Origin of the sequence: Methylomarinum sp. Ch1-1 (assembly GCF_030717995.2) — a bacterium.
Classification (GTDB): domain Bacteria; phylum Pseudomonadota; class Gammaproteobacteria; order Methylococcales; family Methylomonadaceae; genus Methylomarinum; species Methylomarinum roseum.
Map to the genome: position 1 here is coordinate 902,310 of NZ_CP157743.1, position 16,907 is coordinate 919,216.

Below are 16,907 nucleotides of genomic sequence, written 5' to 3' on the forward strand. Positions count from 1 at the left end.
AGCCCCAAACGGTCCGTATAACGGTTGCAGACACTCATTGTTCTGATGGCCGGGGGAGGGGTATCGCCTCGATCTTCAACCGAACATCTCTGTGGTATAACGATACACCTTGATCGCATCGGACCAATAATCCGCCGGCAAGCCGGCCTTGTTTTTCAAATGGCGAAGAAATTGTTTTTTATCAGGCAAGGTTTCCCATACCGACGGTAAAAAGGTTCCGCGCTGGGAGCCTTCTTGCAGAATCAGGCCGTCTATATGGGGGCGAATCTGATCAAGCAGCTCCTGTTCGGAAGCGAAATGGATAGGCTCAGGCTCACCCAATATCGAAATATGAATGTCCAGTTCGTCTATCTCGTTTTTTTCCACCGGCGGAAACCGAGGGTCCTTAAAGGCGGCGGAAAATGCATTTTCCACCACGTCTTCAACCAGAGGAAGCACCGCTTCCAGCATGCCGATACAACCACGCAACCGCCCCCTCTTCTCCAGGGTGACGAAGGTTGCCCCGGGCTTGACGAGCTCTGGGGGATAATCACGTAAATCGACACCGAGCGGATGACCGGTCTTATAGCCGTTTTCGATCGATTGTCGGGCCAATTTCAATAACACTTCCTGTTGCCTTTTATTCAATGACATAAGCGCCATATCCGACCACTCGGGATTTATCGCCCGCGGTGTCACCAGAATTTCTCAAATCCACGTTTGTGACTTTTAAGCCATGTTTTCGAGCATAAGCCAGCAGACCGCTGATGGGCACCCTGCCGCAGGCCGAATCAAAATCCAATTTTTCGTACTGCAAGGCTTGAATGTTATCGGTGGTCTGTTGATCCAGCTCTTTAGCCGTTGCGTAATTATGATAATGGCTTAAATCGGAACTGATCACGATCAGCGTTTCCGGGCCATTCCAAACCTTTTCCAATAACTGGGATACTTGTTCGGCGTTGGCGTCACCGGCAACCAATGGCAATAGCTTAAATTCGCCTAACATTTCCTGCAGAAAAGGCAGTTGAACTTCCAGGCTATGTTCTAGATTATGGGCCTGATCCAGATAATCGACAAAGGGCAGGTTAAGCAGTTGATCTCTGCTTTCTGTATCGATGTCGATATTACCCAACGGTGTCGCGAATTGGTCCGCATGACAGACGGCCAGGCCACTGAAGCCGACACGGTGAGAAGGTCCGATCAGCACGATCCTGGAAATGAGTCCGGCCGCCGACTTCAATCTCGCATAAGCGGAGGCCGCGATCTGTCCGGAATAGATGTAGCCGGCATGCGGGACAATAATAGCCTTGGGCGCCTTCTCGGTGGGCTTTACCTCTTCCAGATAGCGGTCGACCATGGCCTGTAATTGCACCGGGTTGGCCGGGTAGAAAGAGCCTGCGACGGCGGGTTGACGAATAATAGGAGACATATGCACCTCACTGATTTAATCTATAGTAAAGTTATAGGCAGTTTCGAGTAAATTACAAGGGACGACTATGAGCACATTAATCGACGACAACACGGTAAGCACTCGCTACTGGCATGCGCTGGATGACGGTCGTATCCAATGCGATTTATGTCCACGCTTTTGTAAGTTACACGATGGACAGCGAGGACTGTGTTTTGTTCGACAGAATCTGAATCAACAAATCGTCATGACCAGCTACGGTCGTTCCAGTGGCTTTTGTGTAGACCCCATCGAGAAGAAACCGCTCAATCATTTTTATCCTGGCAGTGCCGTTTTTTCCTTCGGCACCGCAGGTTGCAATCTAGCCTGCAAATTTTGTCAGAACTGGGATATCAGTAAATCAAGAGAAATGGATTCGTTGATGAGCGAGGCGTCGCCGGAAGCCATCGCCAAGGCGGCGTCCGAATATGGCTGTAAGAGTGTCGCTTACACCTATAACGATCCGGTGATTTTCCACGAATATGCGATCGATACGGCGCTGGCTTGTCGGGAGCGGGGCGTTAAATCGGTCGCCGTTTCGGCCGGCTATGTCTGCGCCGAACCACGGGCCGAGTTTTATCGGGTTATGGACGCCGCCAATATCGATTTGAAGGCGTTTACCGAGGCGTTTTACCGTAAAATCACCGGCTCCCATCTGCAGCCGGTGCTGGAAACGCTGCAATATATCAAGCACGAAACCGATGTCTGGTTGGAGCTGACGACGCTGATCATTCCCGGGGAAAATGATTCCGAGCAGGAGTTGCAGCGGATGACTCAATGGGTGGTTGAACATCTCGGTCCCGATGTGCCGATGCATTTTTCCGCCTTCCATCCCGACTGGAAAATGCTCGACAAACCTCACACTCCGACTCGTTCATTGTTGATGGCGCGGGACATTGCATTAACAAACGGCGTCCATTACGCCTATGTCGGCAATGTTCATCATAAGGAGGCGGACAGCACTTACTGTCACCATTGCGGTAATTTGTTGATCGGTCGGGATTGGTACGAGCTGTCCGAATGGCGGCTGGACGCCGATGGTTGTTGCAAGCAATGCGGCGCTCGTTGCGCCGGCGTGTTCGACCCCAAACCTGGCAATTGGGGATCGAGAAGACAGGGAGTCAGGATGCCCTGAGTACTCGGTTAGCGCAGATATGCGGAGATCGCATCACAGGGATTGGCGATTGAAAGTTGGCATTGTCATCTTTCTTTAACATGAACTGTTGATAATGAACTTTTGAAAAAATGACAGAGTCCCATAAACAAGTAAACTCTTGTAATGATATGCAAAAGCTTATGAACAGAGAAAGCCAAATAGATAGTGAATTTTTGGGTGCCGACACCGGAGTAAGCCCTGAAGTGATCGATTTTCTTATCGCTCCGAACAGGGCTGAAAAAGCAGAAAAGCCGGCAAATTTAAACGCGACCGGTCTGGATGAATACGAGCAGGCCATGGTCGTTTAATCGGTGACCGACATGAAAAAACAAAGCAACGATGCATTCATCTGGATTATCAGTCTGGTTATCGCCATCCCCTTGTTCATCGCGCTGGCGGCGCTGAATTTCATCCTAGCCGCTCTCGATAAGATGGCCGTGAATAAACCGGTTAATCTCGTCTGATCTTAAACCGTCGGCCTTCGTACTCGACTACGATGCCGTCCGGCTGTATTTCGTCGAGCATCATTCCAGCACCGATTTCCTGGCCGGTGTGATATTTTTGCATCGATACAATGACGAAGCGGTTTTCCGGTCGCTCGGCATAGACATAGACATTGATATCGGGTTTCGGCACATTGCGGCGGAAGTGATGTGGCAATTCATCTAGCCAGGGAATATCATTATTTTCCAATTCTTCCGTCGGTTTATTTTCGGTTTTGCTAACCGTTTCCGCTACAGTTTTGACGGTCGGAGTGATGATTGTCTCCGGTTCCTTCTTTTGCGCGACTACCACTTCACTACTTTGCTTTTTTGCCAGCGTCGCTTTGGCGATAGGCTCAGTCTTGATGATCGGTTTTTTGTTTTGAACCAGAGAGGCGATTGATAGCAGTTTGGACGGACGTTGCGCAATCGCGCCGGCAACAGCTTTTGCCGAGTCAGGTTCGGCGGGCGTCTTCGTTGTTTTTATCGCAACCGTGGCTTCATTCGGCGCCGCTTTCTTCTTGTTGCCAGCGTATTGCCATAGGAAATAAGCGAGTAGCAAGACATTGATGCTAAGTAGCAGCATCAGCCAGCCGGTGAAACGGCCGGCCTTGTTAGGTCGGCTAGGCTGCAACTGGGCGAACAAAGTCTGTTCTCGGTTTTGTTGTCTTTCCTGCTCCGATTTACGCAAGGCATTTAGTATATAGGACATATCAATCGTTTATCTGTAACCTAGGGCCATAATCGTTAGTCGTCAGGTTCTGTAGATGAATCATCGTACGCGGCCCGACGATGCCGTCGGCCTGTAGCTGTCTTGTCTGCTGGAAATTACGAACGCTTTCCCGGAGGACCGGATCAAAATAATCGGCTTGACCGCTTGTGGTTTCGCCTCCTTGTTTCAGCTCCGGATCGAGTCGGTCGCGTATCCATGATACCGCCGGTGATTGCTGTTTAGGATAAACAATATCGACCTTTTCCAGCGGCGACTGCCATAACAATAGAAAATCGCCGCGCCATAATGTTAAAACCTCGTGCAGGGTAAAGCGGATTTCTTGACCCTGATGCCAGAATAGCGGTTGCCCGTTTTTTACTGCGATCAGCAAAAGATAGCGCTTTTCGCCCGGCTCGACAACGAATTCCATCAGTGTGGGGCGATTTAGGGCGACTAATTCACGCCACGTGCCCTGATCGGCAAGACAGTTCAATGGCAACTGCGCGCAATCCGGCTCAGTTTCGGGGGAAAGCCCCCATTGTTGCAGCAGTCCGGAAAAGGCCTGATTCAGGGTCAGCTGCGGCTGGCGCAAAAACTGTGCTAAATCCGCTGTGTCACTGGATTCCTTGGCTTCGTCAGTTTCGCTGACTGCCGCGTCACGTTGTGGTTTTTTGGCGGCGGGAACCGGAGGGGCTGGTTCGCTTTGGACGTTAGCTGGGACATCGATTATCCTAGCCCTATCCATGCGTTTTTGCGCCACCAGAGTTTGCTCGGTTTTAACCAAAAAATTGATAAATCGTTCGCGCAAATCGTCAGGCCAATGATAAATAAGCGCCGCGCCAGCACTCAGCAGCAAACAGCCTAGCAATATCGATAAGCGTTTGTGGCGCTGACCTTCCAGCAACTGTCTGTCGATTTCATCCGCCGCCTGGTTAACCATCGCTATCGTCACGTTGTGGCTGTCATGGACATAGGCGCCTAATAAGGCGCGGTCGCAAAGGATATTGATCAGGCGTGGAATTCCGCCGGACAGTCGATAGATTCTGTTAATGGCTGGGGCTTTAAAGATGCCTGGATCGCCATGACTGACGGCCAGCCGATGTTTGATATAGAGACTGGTTTCGGCGCGGTTCAACGGCAATAAATGATAGCGGGCGTTAATTCTCTGATTCAACTGACGCAATTTGGGTTGCGCCAACAACTGTTGTAATTCCGGCTGACCCACCAGAATAATTTGTAACAGCTTGCTCTTACTGGTCTCCAGGTTGGTCAGCAAGCGAATCTGCTCCAGCACGTCAAAACTGAGATTCTGCGCCTCGTCTATCATCAAAACGGTGCGTCGGCCCTTGGCATGGGCGGCCAGCAGGTGATGATTCAGACGATCGACCAGATGCTTCAGGGTTTGACGATATTTGTCATAACTGACTGCCAATTCGTCACAAATCGTCGCGAGCAGATCAACCGCGCTGAGCTTCGGATTCAATACCAGGGCGAGATCGACTTCGTCCGGTAATTGTTGCAACAGACATTGGCATAAGGTCGTCTTGCCGGTTCCGACCTCTCCGGTCAGCGCCACGAAACCGCCCCCCTGGTTGATGCCATACAGCAGATGGGCCAAGCCTTCTTGGTGCCGGGAACTCATATAAACAAAATGCGGATCCGGCGCTATCGTAAAAGGCGCTTCGGTAAAATTAAAAAACTGCTGATACAAGAGTATAATTCTTCATTGATTTCATAACGCCAACAAGGTATTGGAAATGAACGATAAAAACAAGCCCGTGGTTCCGCATGATTTTCAGGACCCTGGAGTCAAAAAAGTTAAACGCATCGCGTCGATGATATTTATTTGTCTCATGGCCTTCATTGTCGGTGGCTCTTATCTACATCAGCAAGGGCAGGCGGCGCAGAACCCCAACTACGAAACCAGCGGGTTCAGCGATCCCTAAAGGCTTCGCGCGACTCTTTAAGAATTTGGATGCCGCCCCGGGTCACCACCAGCGCAATCAGCATACCGATCAATAGATCGGGAATGTTGGAACCCAGCAGGGCGACTAAGAGTCCGCTGGTGACCACGCCCAGGTTGGCGATAACATCATTCTTGGAGAAGATATAGCTGGCGCGCATATGAACATCGCCGTCTCTGAATCGGGCGATCAGCCAGACGCAGACGCTATTGGCGAGCAGCGCCAAACTACCGACGGATATCATATAAAACGACTGCGGTTCGCTGCCGTGCAGCAATTTGTCGACTACTTCGAAGCCGGCCGCCAGCCCCAGGATGATCTCGATGATGCCGCTCGTGAAGGCGACGCCGGCTTTTTGCCCCGCCGATTTGCCTACCGCGTAGAGGCTGATCGCGTAAACCGAGGCGTCGGCCAGCATATCCAGCGAGTCCGCTATCAGCGCCGTCGACTCGCTCAGCAGGCCTGCCGCCAGCTCAACGACAAACATCATCGCATTGATCAGCAGCAGCCACCATAGCACCTTATATTGTTCCTTGTCAGTCACTTCGAGACTGCATTCGCAATCACTCATGATGATCCTTTAAATAAATTGCCAAATAAGCCTTTGTCGTTGGCGAGCTGTTCCAGGCGCTGTTTTGCCGCCAGGCCGATTTCGCTGTTGGCTTCGGCTTCGCTTATGCGTTCAAGCACCGATTGGCTACTCTTTTCCAGCAATGCAATCGCCTGTTTTCGCACCGAAGCATAATGCGCACGGAGAGCCGCCAGTTCAAGTAAATAGGTATTGGCGTTACGCAATTCCTTTGCCATCACCTTTTCCGGATCGCCGGTGAACAGCTCGCGTTGCAGATTGCCGTATCGTTCCTGGACTTGCACCAGATCACTGCGGTTGACTTTGACCGGTTCGGTGGGATCGTCACAACAGCCCATTATTGACCTCCTGACTCTATAGTTTTAACAATAAGTCATTGAAGCTACGCATGACTCAATTCGTTTCTTGCAGTCAGGGGGGGCGTTCCCTGACTATATGACTCTTGCAAGATCACCCCTATCAGCAGGGTATTAATGTTTCGCCATCAGGCATTCTTGGCCTCCAATAGCCCGGCGTTGGCAAAAGCCTGATAGGTTTGCATTCCGCCCGATAGTACGCGGACCTTGAATCCCTGTTGCATCAGCAAACGCACGGCATAATAGGCTCGCTGGCCGACGCCGCAGACCAGCCACAGTTCCTTGTCGGCGCTCAATTCGTCCAGGCGTTGGCGCAGTTGCTCCAGCGGTATGTTGATCGCATCGTCAATATAGCCCTGTTGATACTCACTATCAGTCCTCACATCCAGTAATTGGTGTCCGTCGTCATGCAACAAATGCCAGTCGGCCAGGTCCAGGTCATGACGTAAATTGTTTGCCGCGATCATGCCGGCCAAGTTGACCGGATCCTTGGCGCCGCCAAATTGCGGCGCGTAGCACAGTTCGCTTTCTTCCAGGTCATAGACGGTCGCGCCCATCTGTATCGCCATCGCGATGACATCGACTCGCCGAGTGACGCCAGCCCTGCCGATCGCCTGCACGCCCAGAATTTTGCCGTCGCGCGCATAAATCAGTTTCAGATGGATCGGTTGGGCGCCGGGAAAATAACTGACATGGTGACCCGGATGCAGGTAAACCTTCTGATAATCATCGATGCCGGCCCGCCGCAAGGACTTTTCACTGGCGCCGCTGAGCGCGATCGTCAAACCGAATACCTGACAAACCGCTGTGCCCTGCACTCCCCGGAAGGTTAGGTTGCGTTTAATTGCCGGGTTGAACGACTCCAGGATCGCGCCGGCGGCGATGCGCCCCTGGCGGTTGGCGGGACCGGCTAAAGGCACCGATAGCTTCTGTTTGCTGATGAAGTCCTCGACCTCGACGACATCGCCGACCGCCCAGATGTCGGGATCGCTGGTCTGCATGGTTTCATCAACTTTTATGCCGCCGCGAGGCCCGACCTCCAGTCCCGCCTGCTTGGCCAATTCCGAGGCCGGCGTCACGCCGATCGCCAGCAGCACGATATCGGTATTAACGTGGTGGCCGTCCGAATAATGCACGCTTAAACCCTCGGTCGTCCGGCTAAAGGCCTCCACCGCACAGCCGAGTTTCAACTGGATCTTGTTGTCTTCCAGGCAGGTCTTGATATAACTGGCCATTTCGGCATCCAAAGGCGGCATCAACTGCTTGGCCATTTCGATGAGGGTCACTTCCAAGCCCAGTCCGGCCAGATTCTCCGCCATCTCCAGGCCGATGAAACCACCGCCGATGATGACTGCGCGCTTGGCGTTTTTGGCCGCGGCTTTCAACTTATGACTATCCGGTATCGTTCTGAGCACATAGATGCCCGGCAAATCGATGCCTTCCAACGGCGGTCTGATCGCTTCCGAACCGGTGGACAGCACCAGCGCATCATAACGCATCTCCGTCACGCTACCATCCTCCAAGTTAGTGATGCTGACGGTATTGTCGGTGCGGTTGATGCTCGTCGCCTGATGCCTGACCCGCACCTGGATATTGAAGCGATTCTGAAAAAGTTCGGGATTGGCGACCAGCAGCTTTTGTTCCTCCTTGATCACATCACCGACAAAATAAGGCAGCCCGCAATTAGCGAAGGAGACATGTTCGCCCTTGTCGATCACGACGATTTCACATCGCTCACATAATCGTCTTAATCTTGCCGCGCAGGAGGCGCCGCCGGCTACGCCGCCGATAATCAGAATACGTTTATTGCCATGTTGCATTGCGTCACTCCGGTTGTGATTGCGTGGTGGTTTTCGGCTATCGCCTATTCAACCCCATTTCCGATTATTGTGCCGAATTTTGTTGATTAACGCCATCAGTAAGCGGGGCTAGCGGAGACTATTCAACAAGCGGACGCTAGCATTTTAAAATAGACTCTTGCAAATAAGAATAATTATTATTTACAATAATAATTATCATGAGTTCGGGTTAACAAACCAGCCTGTATCAGGCAGCTCTTCCAGAAGACGCCGTAAATACGTCCATGTAGGCTTGAGCGCGGCCTCCATGCCGCGCACACTTCCTCCAGAGCTACCTGATACTGTCTTAACCCTTTGCAATATATGATTCTTTTATCCCGAACTGAGGTTAATTAAATTTACTTGCTTGTCTTATTAACTATGACGCCATTAAAACTTTACCTTGCATTCTTCATCTCTTTTTTTGTTTGTTCCACGGCTCTTATGGCCGGCCCGCGTGCAGCGCTCAGCGCCGAAGAAAAGTTAGGTCAAGCGCTATTCAATGAGGAAAACTTATCGTTAAATCATAATCAGTCCTGTGCGTCCTGTCATCGCTTAAAGCCGCTCAAATCAGGAAAATGGGTAATTATTCAGCGTAGTTTTACTAAAAGGCAGTAGGTCATTGATTTCTCGGGACGCGTTCACCCAGCACCTAAATTAACGAAGATTATTAATCATAGCCAATAACCTAGTACTCGCCTTCTGAAATACCTTCGATAATTTAGACAAGTAGAGGCTTACCAATATAGGTCCATCGAAACGGTTTTGCCAATGTTTCATTAAAAAATGCAATGAACGCCTGAATTCTTTGATTCAGAGCCTTAATCGAAGGGAAACTTCCGCGTTTGAGTAAGCGACGGCTTAAAATGCCGAACCAAATCTCGACTTGGTTCAGCCATGAACAATGTTTTGGTGTATAAACAAAACGGATACGGTGCTCGGTGCATTGTAAAAAGTCCGCGCGCGACGCCATGTTCTCTAAAATGCCGGATTGTCCTTTCTCGCCCAGCGGGGCTTCGATGCCGCAGAGTTCTGCCACACATTTCACCAATGAAGCGGATTTATGCGTATTCAGTTGGTCGGCAATAAATACCCATTTTGCCGTGGGGTCAGTAGCGACGGTCGCCTGGATATGGGCCACAAAATCGTTTTCTGTTCGGGTGTCGCCCAACGTTGGACACAGGATTTTCCGGTCGCTACTTCAAAATTGGCTATCAGGGTTTGTGTGCCATGCCGTTTGTACTCAAATTCGTGTAATTCCAGTTTTCCTTTGGACATCGGGTGATCCGGATGAATCCGTTCCAGCGCCTGAATACCGGTTTTCTCGTCCACACTGATCACATGTACACCGGATTCGTGTAGCTCTTGAGCTTGATGGTAGAGCTTGCAAACGTCTCTCACTTCTTGTCGAAAGGTCGCTTCATCTTCGGCTTTGTGGTTGAGCCAATATTTAGTGCGATGCGGTTTCAAATCCCCCTGATTTTAAAAAACGCCCGATACTGCTGAGCGAAATGGTGTCTACAATCCCCCTATCAATAGCGGTTCGGACGAGTGCCGGTTGCGTCCAATGACTGAGATGCTCGGGAGGCGTTTCACAAGCGAGCGCCAATAACTGGCAAATCTGCTCCGCAGTAAAGACGCCGGGGCAGCCAGCGCGTGGTTTGTCGGCCAACACGTGACTGATCGCCTCGCGCAACTTTTTTGATTGGTCGGCATATTTTTCCAACTCAATACTGTCGCCTAACCAACGCTTTCGCCAAAACCCGACCGTTTCTTCACAGAGCCCCAGGTTTTGAGCGATCGATTTATTGGTGTTGCCGACGTGGGCCAATAACACGATTTGAGCACGTTGCACCAGACTGTGTGGCGCTTCGCGACTTCGAACAATGGTTTCCAAAATGCTCTGCTGTTCAGAGCTCAATGTCAGTGGGAGGAGTGGACGTGCCAAGGGATTATTTTATTGGTTTCAAATCGTTGTATTATCCAATATATTTCAAGTTTATTGTACTAGGGTATTTAGGTGCTGGGTGAATACATCCATGTAAGCTCTGACTGCAACGTCCTGTTGCAGACAGCCCGATAAATCAATGACCTACTCCCTAAAACCCGAAAGATACTGAATAGTTAGTGCGGCCAGGCAAGGTCGTTTATTCCAGCGGGCGAGAATCCCGTCCCAGAAGGCCGGTCAGCCACTGGGTAGAGTCTTTGGGTCGGCGGGGGTAACCCCAAAGATTAAGCACAAAGCAACTCAAGACAACAGGCCGTAAGCGAAAGCTGAAGTGATTGAGCCTCGAAAGCAGAGACAAGAGAGGGATGACGTAGTTAACTATGCGGAAATCAACACAGAGTGAGGCGTCATGACAAGTCTTACGCTGCCTCTCCGGGGTCGAAGAGCATGGCATGTTGGACACCGGGAATAAACGGCAACCTGGGAGAACCTATCAGGCCTCACAAGGAAGCGAGTATGTCGGACAAGCGATCATAAAGTAAGAAAGACAAATGCCTATAGGTAGTCGGATAACGGTGTAGTACCGATGAACGCGGGTAATGCTGCGGGAGGGAAGACCGTTACATTAAGAAACAACGTTAAGGAGACATACCGAACGTGCCCAGAAACGAAGAAACGGTAACCACGAAACTGCAACGTATAGCGGAGAAAGCCCGTAACGAACCGAACTGTCAGTTCACCAGCTTGTTTCATCTGATGACAGTGGAAATGTTATGGGGATGCTTTGACGCGCTGAGGAATCATGCTGCGTCAGGTATTGATGGAGTCACCAAGCAACAGTATGAGAACAACTTACTGGAAAATCTTCAGCAGCTAGTTGATAAACTGCACCGAATGGCCTACCTACCCCAACCGGTGCAACGGGTTTACATCCCCAAGCCCGGGACTGATAAGTTAAGGCCCTTAGGGATACCGGCGCTGGAAGACAAACTGGTGCAAGCCGGGCTGGTCAAAATCTTACAGGCTATCTATGAGCAAGACTTTATAGACGACTCGTATGGATTCAGGCCGGGTAAAAGCTGTCATGATGCGCTGCGAGCGTTAAGCCAAACAGTCGAAAATCGACCGATAAACCACATTGTGGAAGCCGATATAAAAGGCTTTTTCGATACGGTTGACCAAGAGCAGCTGATGACTTTTCTCGCGCATCGTATCGCCGACAAACGCGTATTGCGCTACATCAAACGCTTCTTGAAAGCGGGTATCGTCGAAGACGGACAGTTTAAAGCCAGTGAAACAGGTACGCCGCAAGGTGGCGTGATATCGCCCTTGCTAGCCAATCTCTATTTGCACTACAGCCTAGACTTGTGGATGACCCGCAAGTTTGCGAAAAGCTGCGGTGGAGTCGCCCGAATGATACGCTATGCGGACGATTTTGTCGTCTGCTTCCAGCAGGAAGCGGATGCCAAACGATTCCGGAACGAGCTAGAAGCACGGCTCGCCCTGTTTGAGCTGACGTTAGCACCGGAGAAAACGCAATGCATTGAATTTGGCCCGTTAGCGGTCAAACGTGCGAGAGCGCGTGGCGAAAAGGCGGCGACCTTTGATTTTCTGGGGTTTACCCATTACTGTTCACGGACGCGAGACGGAAAACGCTTTCGGATGAAGCGGAAGACGATCGGTAAACGCCTAACGGCGAAGCTGAAAGCCTACCGTGCATGGCTTAAGGCAAACCGAAACCTGCCGACCGCCGAAATACTCAAGCGAACCGCCCGCAAACTGCGAGGCCATTACGGCTACTATGGCGTCACCGATAACAGTCGAGGAATAAACCTGTACTTTTATCAAGTGCAACGCATTCTACACAAATGGCTGAATCGGCGAGGTCGGAGAAACTGCTGTAGTTGGGCAAAGTTTGCTCTATTGTTAGCGCGTTTTCCACTGCCGAAACCTAAAATCTTGGTGAATCTATTCTGAATCCGTGAATAGGGTTCTTAATGAGGAGCCGTGTGCGTAAATAGCGCAAGCACGGTTCTGTGAGGGGCTTGGTAACAATTGATGAAATAACAAACTATTTGCAATCACGTAGTAGCCGCGTGCGGCGGGGCGTTCCAGAGAAGCATGGCAAGTACGATGTCATTTTGTCGAAAGAAACCGGTCTACTCGACCTTTCCGCCATTATTTACCGATTTTACCTATGACAACATTGGTGTGCCGCGTAACGTCAATATCCCCGATGACCCGGAAGCCGACCTGGGGCTAGGCGGAAGAGCGGATATCGCCGAGCAGGGTCCTGACGGCAACGAAATCGGCAAACACAAGGTCATGAGCCTTAGGAATATTGCAATCACCCCGCCCTATGCGCATAACGGCGTGTTCAAGACGCTGGAAGAGATCGTGCATTTTTATAATACTCGTGATGTGTTGGGCTTTGTTTCCGATATTAATGATCCGCAGTTCGCCAAAAACGGCTGGCCGGCGCCTGAAATCGAGCAGAATGTTAATATCGATGAGCTAGGCAACCTGATGTTGAGCGCGGAAGAGGAGGCGGCGCTAGTGGCTTTTCTTAAAACCTTGACCGACGGCTATCCTCAATGGGGTCATGACCCTCGCGTGCCGGAAGACTCGCCTTCGCCGTTTGCCCACACGGAGCTGATACGGTAGTCTTGAAAGCGGCTAGTGCTCAGTCATTTTATATATGACGGGTACTCGGCAGGCGCCAATTATTCCCGGTTTGAGCATTTTTGCTGTGTTTAGGGCATGGGGTGTGTCTGTCGAGGAGCCCAGCACCTAAATTATCCTGGTATGTAAAATATAGTCCAGTAGCCATGGAAATTAGGTGCGGGGTAAAGTGTCATTCTTTTTGGTCGATCGAATCGATTTTCTGCTGTATTTGAGTCTGCAGCGAGGCGAAATCATAGCCGGACCGAGTCATTTTCAGGCCGCGATTAGTCATCATCAGGCCCATGATAATCACCAACACGCCGGAGACTCGGACCAGTTCGTGAACCATGTGCCGGGATAGAAAATTGGCAAAGAAGCCGAAACTGAGTAACGGCGCCAATGTGCCGAGGCCGAAAAAGAATAACAAGGTCGCGCCTTCTTGCGGACTGCCGGTCCCTGCGGCCATGATGTACATAGCCTGTAACGGTCCGCAGCCTAGCAGGAAGCCGGTCAATACGCCAATCACCAGCGGACTGCGTTGGGTTCTGATGCTGCTGTTGACGCCACGGACGAAGCGCCTGGGCAGACGCAATGAGAAATGACGCAGCCACGGCATCAGATCCAGCATCTTCAACCCGAACAACAGTAGGAATATGCCGGCCGCCAATGCCGCTACGCCGCGCATATGCGGGGTAATGGTGATGGCCGCGCCGAGCAGGCCGAATGCGGCGCCGATAGCCGAATAGGAGGCCGTTTTTCCGAATCCGTAAGCCAAATGTGTCAGCAGCGCCCGGATTTTCGACATGGATTGGTCGGCATAACTGACGATGAAACTGCCGCACATGCCGATGCAATGAAAGCCGGTCAAAAAACCGATGCCAAACAGCATGGCATGGCTCATCTGTGCGTTAACTTGTGGCAGCAACGCCGGCATTTGGCTTTTGCCCCAGAACGCGACGCCGCCAACCGCGAGCAGCAAGACGATAAAAATCAGCGGCCTTAACCATCGCCGTGGCTTGGCCATCGATCTGCACTGAATTTCATAGCCTTTGTCGATGATGCTCAGGCGGATGGCCTGTTCGTCGATCAGATCGTCATCGAACTCGATATCGGCGCTTCCGGCGACATAGCTGATATGTATCTGACGTACGCCCGGTAACGACGATACGGCCGATTCAATGGCTTGTTCACAGCCGGAACAATGCATGCCTTCAATAATCAGATGCGTCGTGGTCATCATTACTGTCACCTATTATAAGGTTAATTTTCATGGCGGCCGGACTAACCGCCCTGCTATAGGCGGCCGTTTCTCGCTGCCCTTGCGTTTCCGTAATGGCTTGGCTGCCCATTAATTACTATCTGTTAATTTTATTATAGTCTAAGACTGTCAAGTCCGATATAAGTTGCTCGGGATAATAAATGGCCGTTGCTGCTATCAGATGGAGAGGCTTTGCCACCGTAGAGTTTAAATAAGGACAGCCATAAAATGGATGGCTTGCTGTTTGGCTTTAAGACGGTCGCGCTGCCGAAATGGTCAGAGGAAAAGAATATAATTTCTTTGCATTTCGATCAATGCGACATGATAAAACCGTCATCAAATGAAGGTTTTTCTCCTGCTTTCAGGGCTCGGCAAAACCAGTTAAATAATGAGATGCGCCGCCTGCTTTAAATTGCATATTCATGTTTGTTTATGATTAAATGCTCGATACAGTTATTTGATCATTTACGGTGTAATGATGCAGGAATATCATCTTCAAAAAAGCGTGGTGGCAAAGATTTTGGCCGAGCATGAGGGTATGCCGGGCAATTTGCTGCCCATTTTGCACGGCATTCAGGATTCTTTAGGCTACATTCCCCAAGAGGCGGTCGCCGATATTGCCGAGGCGTTGAACCAATCGATTGCCGAGATTCACGGCGTTATCAGTTTCTATCATTATTTCAGGCAGACGCCTCCCGGTAAAAATACCATTCGTATTTGTCGGGCGGAATCATGCCAGGCGATGAATAGTCAAGCCTTGCAGGAACATGCAAAAAAACAGCTCGATATAGACTGGCATCAAACCAGCAGCGACGGTGAATTTTCTTTGGAACCTGTTTATTGTTTGGGGAACTGTGCCTGCTCTCCAGCCATCACAATAAATAACGAAGTATACGGCCGTGTCACGCCGGAACGTTTCGACGAATTAATTGCCAGTCAAAGAGGTGCCGCAGAATGACAAGAATTTTCATTTCCCGCGATTCGACCGCGTTGTCGCTAGGCGCTAATCAGGTTGCGGAAGCCTTACAACAAGCCGCGGACAGCAAGGGTTTGGATGTCGAACTGGTGCGCAACGGTTCACGAGGACTGTTCTGGCTGGAACCGATGATCGAAGTGGAAACGGCCCAGGGCCGGGTTGCCTATGGTCCGGTGCAAAGCCAAGATGTTGTCGAGTTGGTGGAAGCCGGCATGCTGGAAGGCAAGGAACATGCCTTATTCTTGGGTGATATCGAAGCGCTGCCCTATTTCAAGGATCAAAGCCGTCTGACATTCGCCCGTGTCGGCATCACCGACCCGGTGTCGCTGGATGATTATCTGGCTCATGAAGGTTATCGTGGTCTGAAAAATGCGCTGAACATGTCGGCGCAAGATATCGTCCAGCAGGTCACCGATTCCGGTCTGCGCGGCCGCGGCGGCGCGGCGTTCCCGACCGGGATCAAATGGAACACGGTATTGAACGCGCCGGCCGAACAAAAATATATTGTCTGTAACGCCGATGAAGGCGACTCCGGCACCTTCTCCGATCGCATGGTCATGGAAGGCGACCCCTTCGTATTGATCGAAGGGATGACCATCGCCGGCTTGGCGGTCGGGGCGACCCAAGGTTATATCTACTTGCGCGTCGAATATCCCCATGCCAACGTGGCGCTGAATGAAGCGATTGCAAACGCCTACGCCAATGGTTACCTGGGCGACGACATCCTGGGCAGCGGAAAAGCGTTCCACCTGGAAGTCCGCCTCGGCGCCGGCGCCTATATTTGCGGCGAGGAAACGTCGTTGCTGGAAAGCCTGGAAGGCAAACGGGGTCTGGTGCGTTTCAAACCGCCGCTGCCGGCCATCATCGGCCTGTTCGGCAAGCCTACCGTCGTCAACAACGTGGTTTCACTGGCCTCGGTGCCGATCATCCTGGACAAGGGCGGCGACTATTACCGCGATTACGGCATAGGCCGATCACGCGGCACGCTGCCATTGCAACTGGCCGGCAACATCAAATACCCCGGCTTGTTCGAGGCGGCGTTCGGTTTGACGTTACGTGAAATTTTATATGATTACGGCGGCGGCTCGGCCAGCGGCCGACCCATCCGCGCCGTGCAGGTCGGTGGTCCGCTGGGCGCTTATGTGCCGGAATCGCAATTCGATACCCCGTTGGATTATGAAGCCTTCAGCGCCATTTCGGCGGTCGTCGGTCATGGCGGCATTGTCGTCCATGACGACACGGTCGATATGGCGGCGATGGCGCGCTATGCGATGGAATTCTGCGTCGAGGAATCCTGCGGCAAATGTACGCCTTGCAGAATCGGTTCGATCCGAGGCGTCGAAGTGATCGATCGCATCGTCAAAGGCATACAGAAAGAACAAAACACCGTGTTGTTGGAAGATTTATGCGATACGATGGTCAATGGTTCACTGTGTGCGATGGGCGGCATGACGCCTTACCCTGTACTAAGCGCATTGAAGCATTTTCCCGAAGATTTTGGCCTCGACAAGGCCGTTGATGCAGCCTGAAGCAGTTAG

21 protein-coding genes are annotated in these 16,907 nt (G+C 51.3%); 10 read left to right on the forward strand and 11 right to left on the reverse strand.

The genetic code is table 11. The features are described from left to right. Positions 1–75 precede the first annotated feature (75 nt). Complete coding sequence (gene amrA, locus Q9L42_RS04415) at positions 76–633, reverse strand: AmmeMemoRadiSam system protein A (protein WP_305909633.1); 558 nt, start codon at positions 631–633, stop codon at positions 76–78. Then, positions 620–1,399: an AmmeMemoRadiSam system protein B gene (gene amrB / locus Q9L42_RS04420; RefSeq protein WP_305910295.1), complete on the reverse strand. Its 780-nt coding sequence runs from the start codon at positions 1,397–1,399 to the stop codon at positions 620–622. The genes amrA and amrB overlap by 14 nt, the downstream gene beginning before the upstream one ends. A gap of 76 nt (positions 1,400–1,475) precedes the next feature. Here amrB and amrS point away from each other — a divergent pair, with 76 nt between their 5' ends. The 3 genes from amrS (at position 1,476) to Q9L42_RS04435 (ending at position 3,046) form a co-directional block, all read left to right on the forward strand. Then, positions 1,476–2,561: an AmmeMemoRadiSam system radical SAM enzyme gene (gene amrS, locus Q9L42_RS04425; RefSeq protein WP_349432058.1), complete on the forward strand. Its 1,086-nt coding sequence runs from the start codon at positions 1,476–1,478 to the stop codon at positions 2,559–2,561. Between the two features lie 161 nt (positions 2,562–2,722). After that, positions 2,723–2,890, forward strand: a complete 168-nt coding sequence (locus tag Q9L42_RS04430) for a hypothetical protein (RefSeq protein WP_305909632.1) — start codon at positions 2,723–2,725, stop codon at positions 2,888–2,890. Between the two features lie 12 nt (positions 2,891–2,902). Further along, the gene (locus Q9L42_RS04435) at positions 2,903–3,046 is read left to right on the forward strand and encodes a hypothetical protein (RefSeq protein ID WP_305909631.1); all 144 of its coding nucleotides are present in this window, start codon (positions 2,903–2,905) and stop codon (positions 3,044–3,046) included. Here the strand turns inward: Q9L42_RS04435 and Q9L42_RS04440 are convergent. Continuing rightward, complete coding sequence (locus Q9L42_RS04440) at positions 3,033–3,776, reverse strand: general secretion pathway protein GspB (protein WP_305909630.1); 744 nt, start codon at positions 3,774–3,776, stop codon at positions 3,033–3,035. The two genes, Q9L42_RS04435 and Q9L42_RS04440, sit on opposite strands and share 14 nt — an antisense overlap. A gap of 1 nt (position 3,777) precedes the next feature. Continuing rightward, a complete protein-coding gene (locus Q9L42_RS04445) occupies positions 3,778–5,487 on the reverse strand; it encodes an ExeA family protein (RefSeq protein ID WP_349432061.1) in 1,710 nt (569 codons plus the stop codon). Between the two features lie 46 nt (positions 5,488–5,533). Between Q9L42_RS04445 and Q9L42_RS04450 the strand changes: the two genes are divergently transcribed. Then, positions 5,534–5,722, forward strand: a complete 189-nt coding sequence (locus Q9L42_RS04450) for a hypothetical protein (protein WP_305909628.1) — start codon at positions 5,534–5,536, stop codon at positions 5,720–5,722. On the opposite strand, the gene Q9L42_RS04455 is transcribed toward Q9L42_RS04450, so the two are convergent. The 3 genes from Q9L42_RS04455 to Q9L42_RS04465 all read right to left on the reverse strand — a co-directional run bounded on the left by Q9L42_RS04455 (position 5,709) and on the right by Q9L42_RS04465 (position 8,505). Further along, positions 5,709–6,311 carry a cation transporter gene (locus tag Q9L42_RS04455; RefSeq protein WP_305909627.1) on the reverse strand — a complete coding sequence of 201 codons (603 nt, stop codon included), beginning with the start codon at positions 6,309–6,311 and terminating at the stop codon, positions 5,709–5,711. The two genes, Q9L42_RS04450 and Q9L42_RS04455, sit on opposite strands and share 14 nt — an antisense overlap. Further along, a complete protein-coding gene (locus Q9L42_RS04460) occupies positions 6,308–6,667 on the reverse strand; it encodes a hypothetical protein (RefSeq protein WP_305909626.1) in 360 nt (119 codons plus the stop codon). Before Q9L42_RS04460 ends, Q9L42_RS04455 begins: the two co-directional genes overlap by 4 nt. 146 nt (positions 6,668–6,813) lie before the next feature. Next, on the reverse strand, positions 6,814–8,505 hold the full coding sequence (locus tag Q9L42_RS04465; protein WP_305909625.1) for an FAD-dependent oxidoreductase: 1,692 nt from the start codon (positions 8,503–8,505) through the stop codon (positions 6,814–6,816). Between the two features lie 462 nt (positions 8,506–8,967). Here Q9L42_RS04465 and Q9L42_RS04470 point away from each other — a divergent pair, with 462 nt between their 5' ends. Then, a complete protein-coding gene (locus Q9L42_RS04470) occupies positions 8,968–9,141 on the forward strand; it encodes a cytochrome c peroxidase (RefSeq protein ID WP_349432733.1) in 174 nt (57 codons plus the stop codon). Between the two features lie 103 nt (positions 9,142–9,244). Here Q9L42_RS04470 and Q9L42_RS04475 read toward each other — a convergent pair whose 3' ends face one another. Genes Q9L42_RS04475 through Q9L42_RS04485 form a run of 3 tightly spaced genes read right to left on the reverse strand, consistent with a single transcriptional unit; the run spans position 9,245 to position 10,471 of the window. Beyond that, on the reverse strand, positions 9,245–9,664 hold the full coding sequence (locus Q9L42_RS04475; protein ID WP_349432065.1) for a transposase: 420 nt from the start codon (positions 9,662–9,664) through the stop codon (positions 9,245–9,247). After that, on the reverse strand, positions 9,595–9,993 hold the full coding sequence (locus Q9L42_RS04480; protein ID WP_349432067.1) for a hypothetical protein: 399 nt from the start codon (positions 9,991–9,993) through the stop codon (positions 9,595–9,597). Before Q9L42_RS04480 ends, Q9L42_RS04475 begins: the two co-directional genes overlap by 70 nt. Then, positions 9,974–10,471, reverse strand: a complete 498-nt coding sequence (locus Q9L42_RS04485) for a helix-turn-helix domain-containing protein (RefSeq protein WP_349431252.1) — start codon at positions 10,469–10,471, stop codon at positions 9,974–9,976. The genes Q9L42_RS04480 and Q9L42_RS04485 overlap by 20 nt, the downstream gene beginning before the upstream one ends. 657 nt (positions 10,472–11,128) lie before the next feature. Between Q9L42_RS04485 and ltrA the strand changes: the two genes are divergently transcribed. Together ltrA and Q9L42_RS04495 are read left to right on the forward strand one after the other, a co-directional pair. After that, positions 11,129–12,448, forward strand: a complete 1,320-nt coding sequence (ltrA, locus tag Q9L42_RS04490) for a group II intron reverse transcriptase/maturase (RefSeq protein ID WP_305909623.1) — start codon at positions 11,129–11,131, stop codon at positions 12,446–12,448. Between the two features lie 156 nt (positions 12,449–12,604). Continuing rightward, positions 12,605–13,135 carry a cytochrome-c peroxidase gene (locus Q9L42_RS04495; RefSeq protein WP_305909622.1) on the forward strand — a complete coding sequence of 177 codons (531 nt, stop codon included), beginning with the start codon at positions 12,605–12,607 and terminating at the stop codon, positions 13,133–13,135. A 190-nt stretch (positions 13,136–13,325) separates the two neighbouring features. On the opposite strand, the gene Q9L42_RS04500 is transcribed toward Q9L42_RS04495, so the two are convergent. Continuing rightward, entirely contained in the window at positions 13,326–14,375 is a 1,050-nt protein-coding gene (locus Q9L42_RS04500) for a sulfite exporter TauE/SafE family protein (RefSeq protein WP_305909621.1), read from the reverse strand. A gap of 246 nt (positions 14,376–14,621) precedes the next feature. On the opposite strand from Q9L42_RS04500, the gene Q9L42_RS04505 reads away from it, so the two are divergent. From Q9L42_RS04505 to Q9L42_RS04515, 3 genes are all read left to right on the forward strand, one after another. Further along, entirely contained in the window at positions 14,622–14,804 is a 183-nt protein-coding gene (locus Q9L42_RS04505) for a hypothetical protein (protein ID WP_305909620.1), read from the forward strand. A 67-nt stretch (positions 14,805–14,871) separates the two neighbouring features. Next, positions 14,872–15,351, forward strand: a complete 480-nt coding sequence (locus tag Q9L42_RS04510) for a formate dehydrogenase subunit gamma (RefSeq protein WP_305910294.1) — start codon at positions 14,872–14,874, stop codon at positions 15,349–15,351. After that, complete coding sequence (locus tag Q9L42_RS04515) at positions 15,348–16,898, forward strand: formate dehydrogenase beta subunit (protein ID WP_305909619.1); 1,551 nt, start codon at positions 15,348–15,350, stop codon at positions 16,896–16,898. Before Q9L42_RS04510 ends, Q9L42_RS04515 begins: the two co-directional genes overlap by 4 nt. Positions 16,899–16,907: the final 9 nt, after the last annotated feature.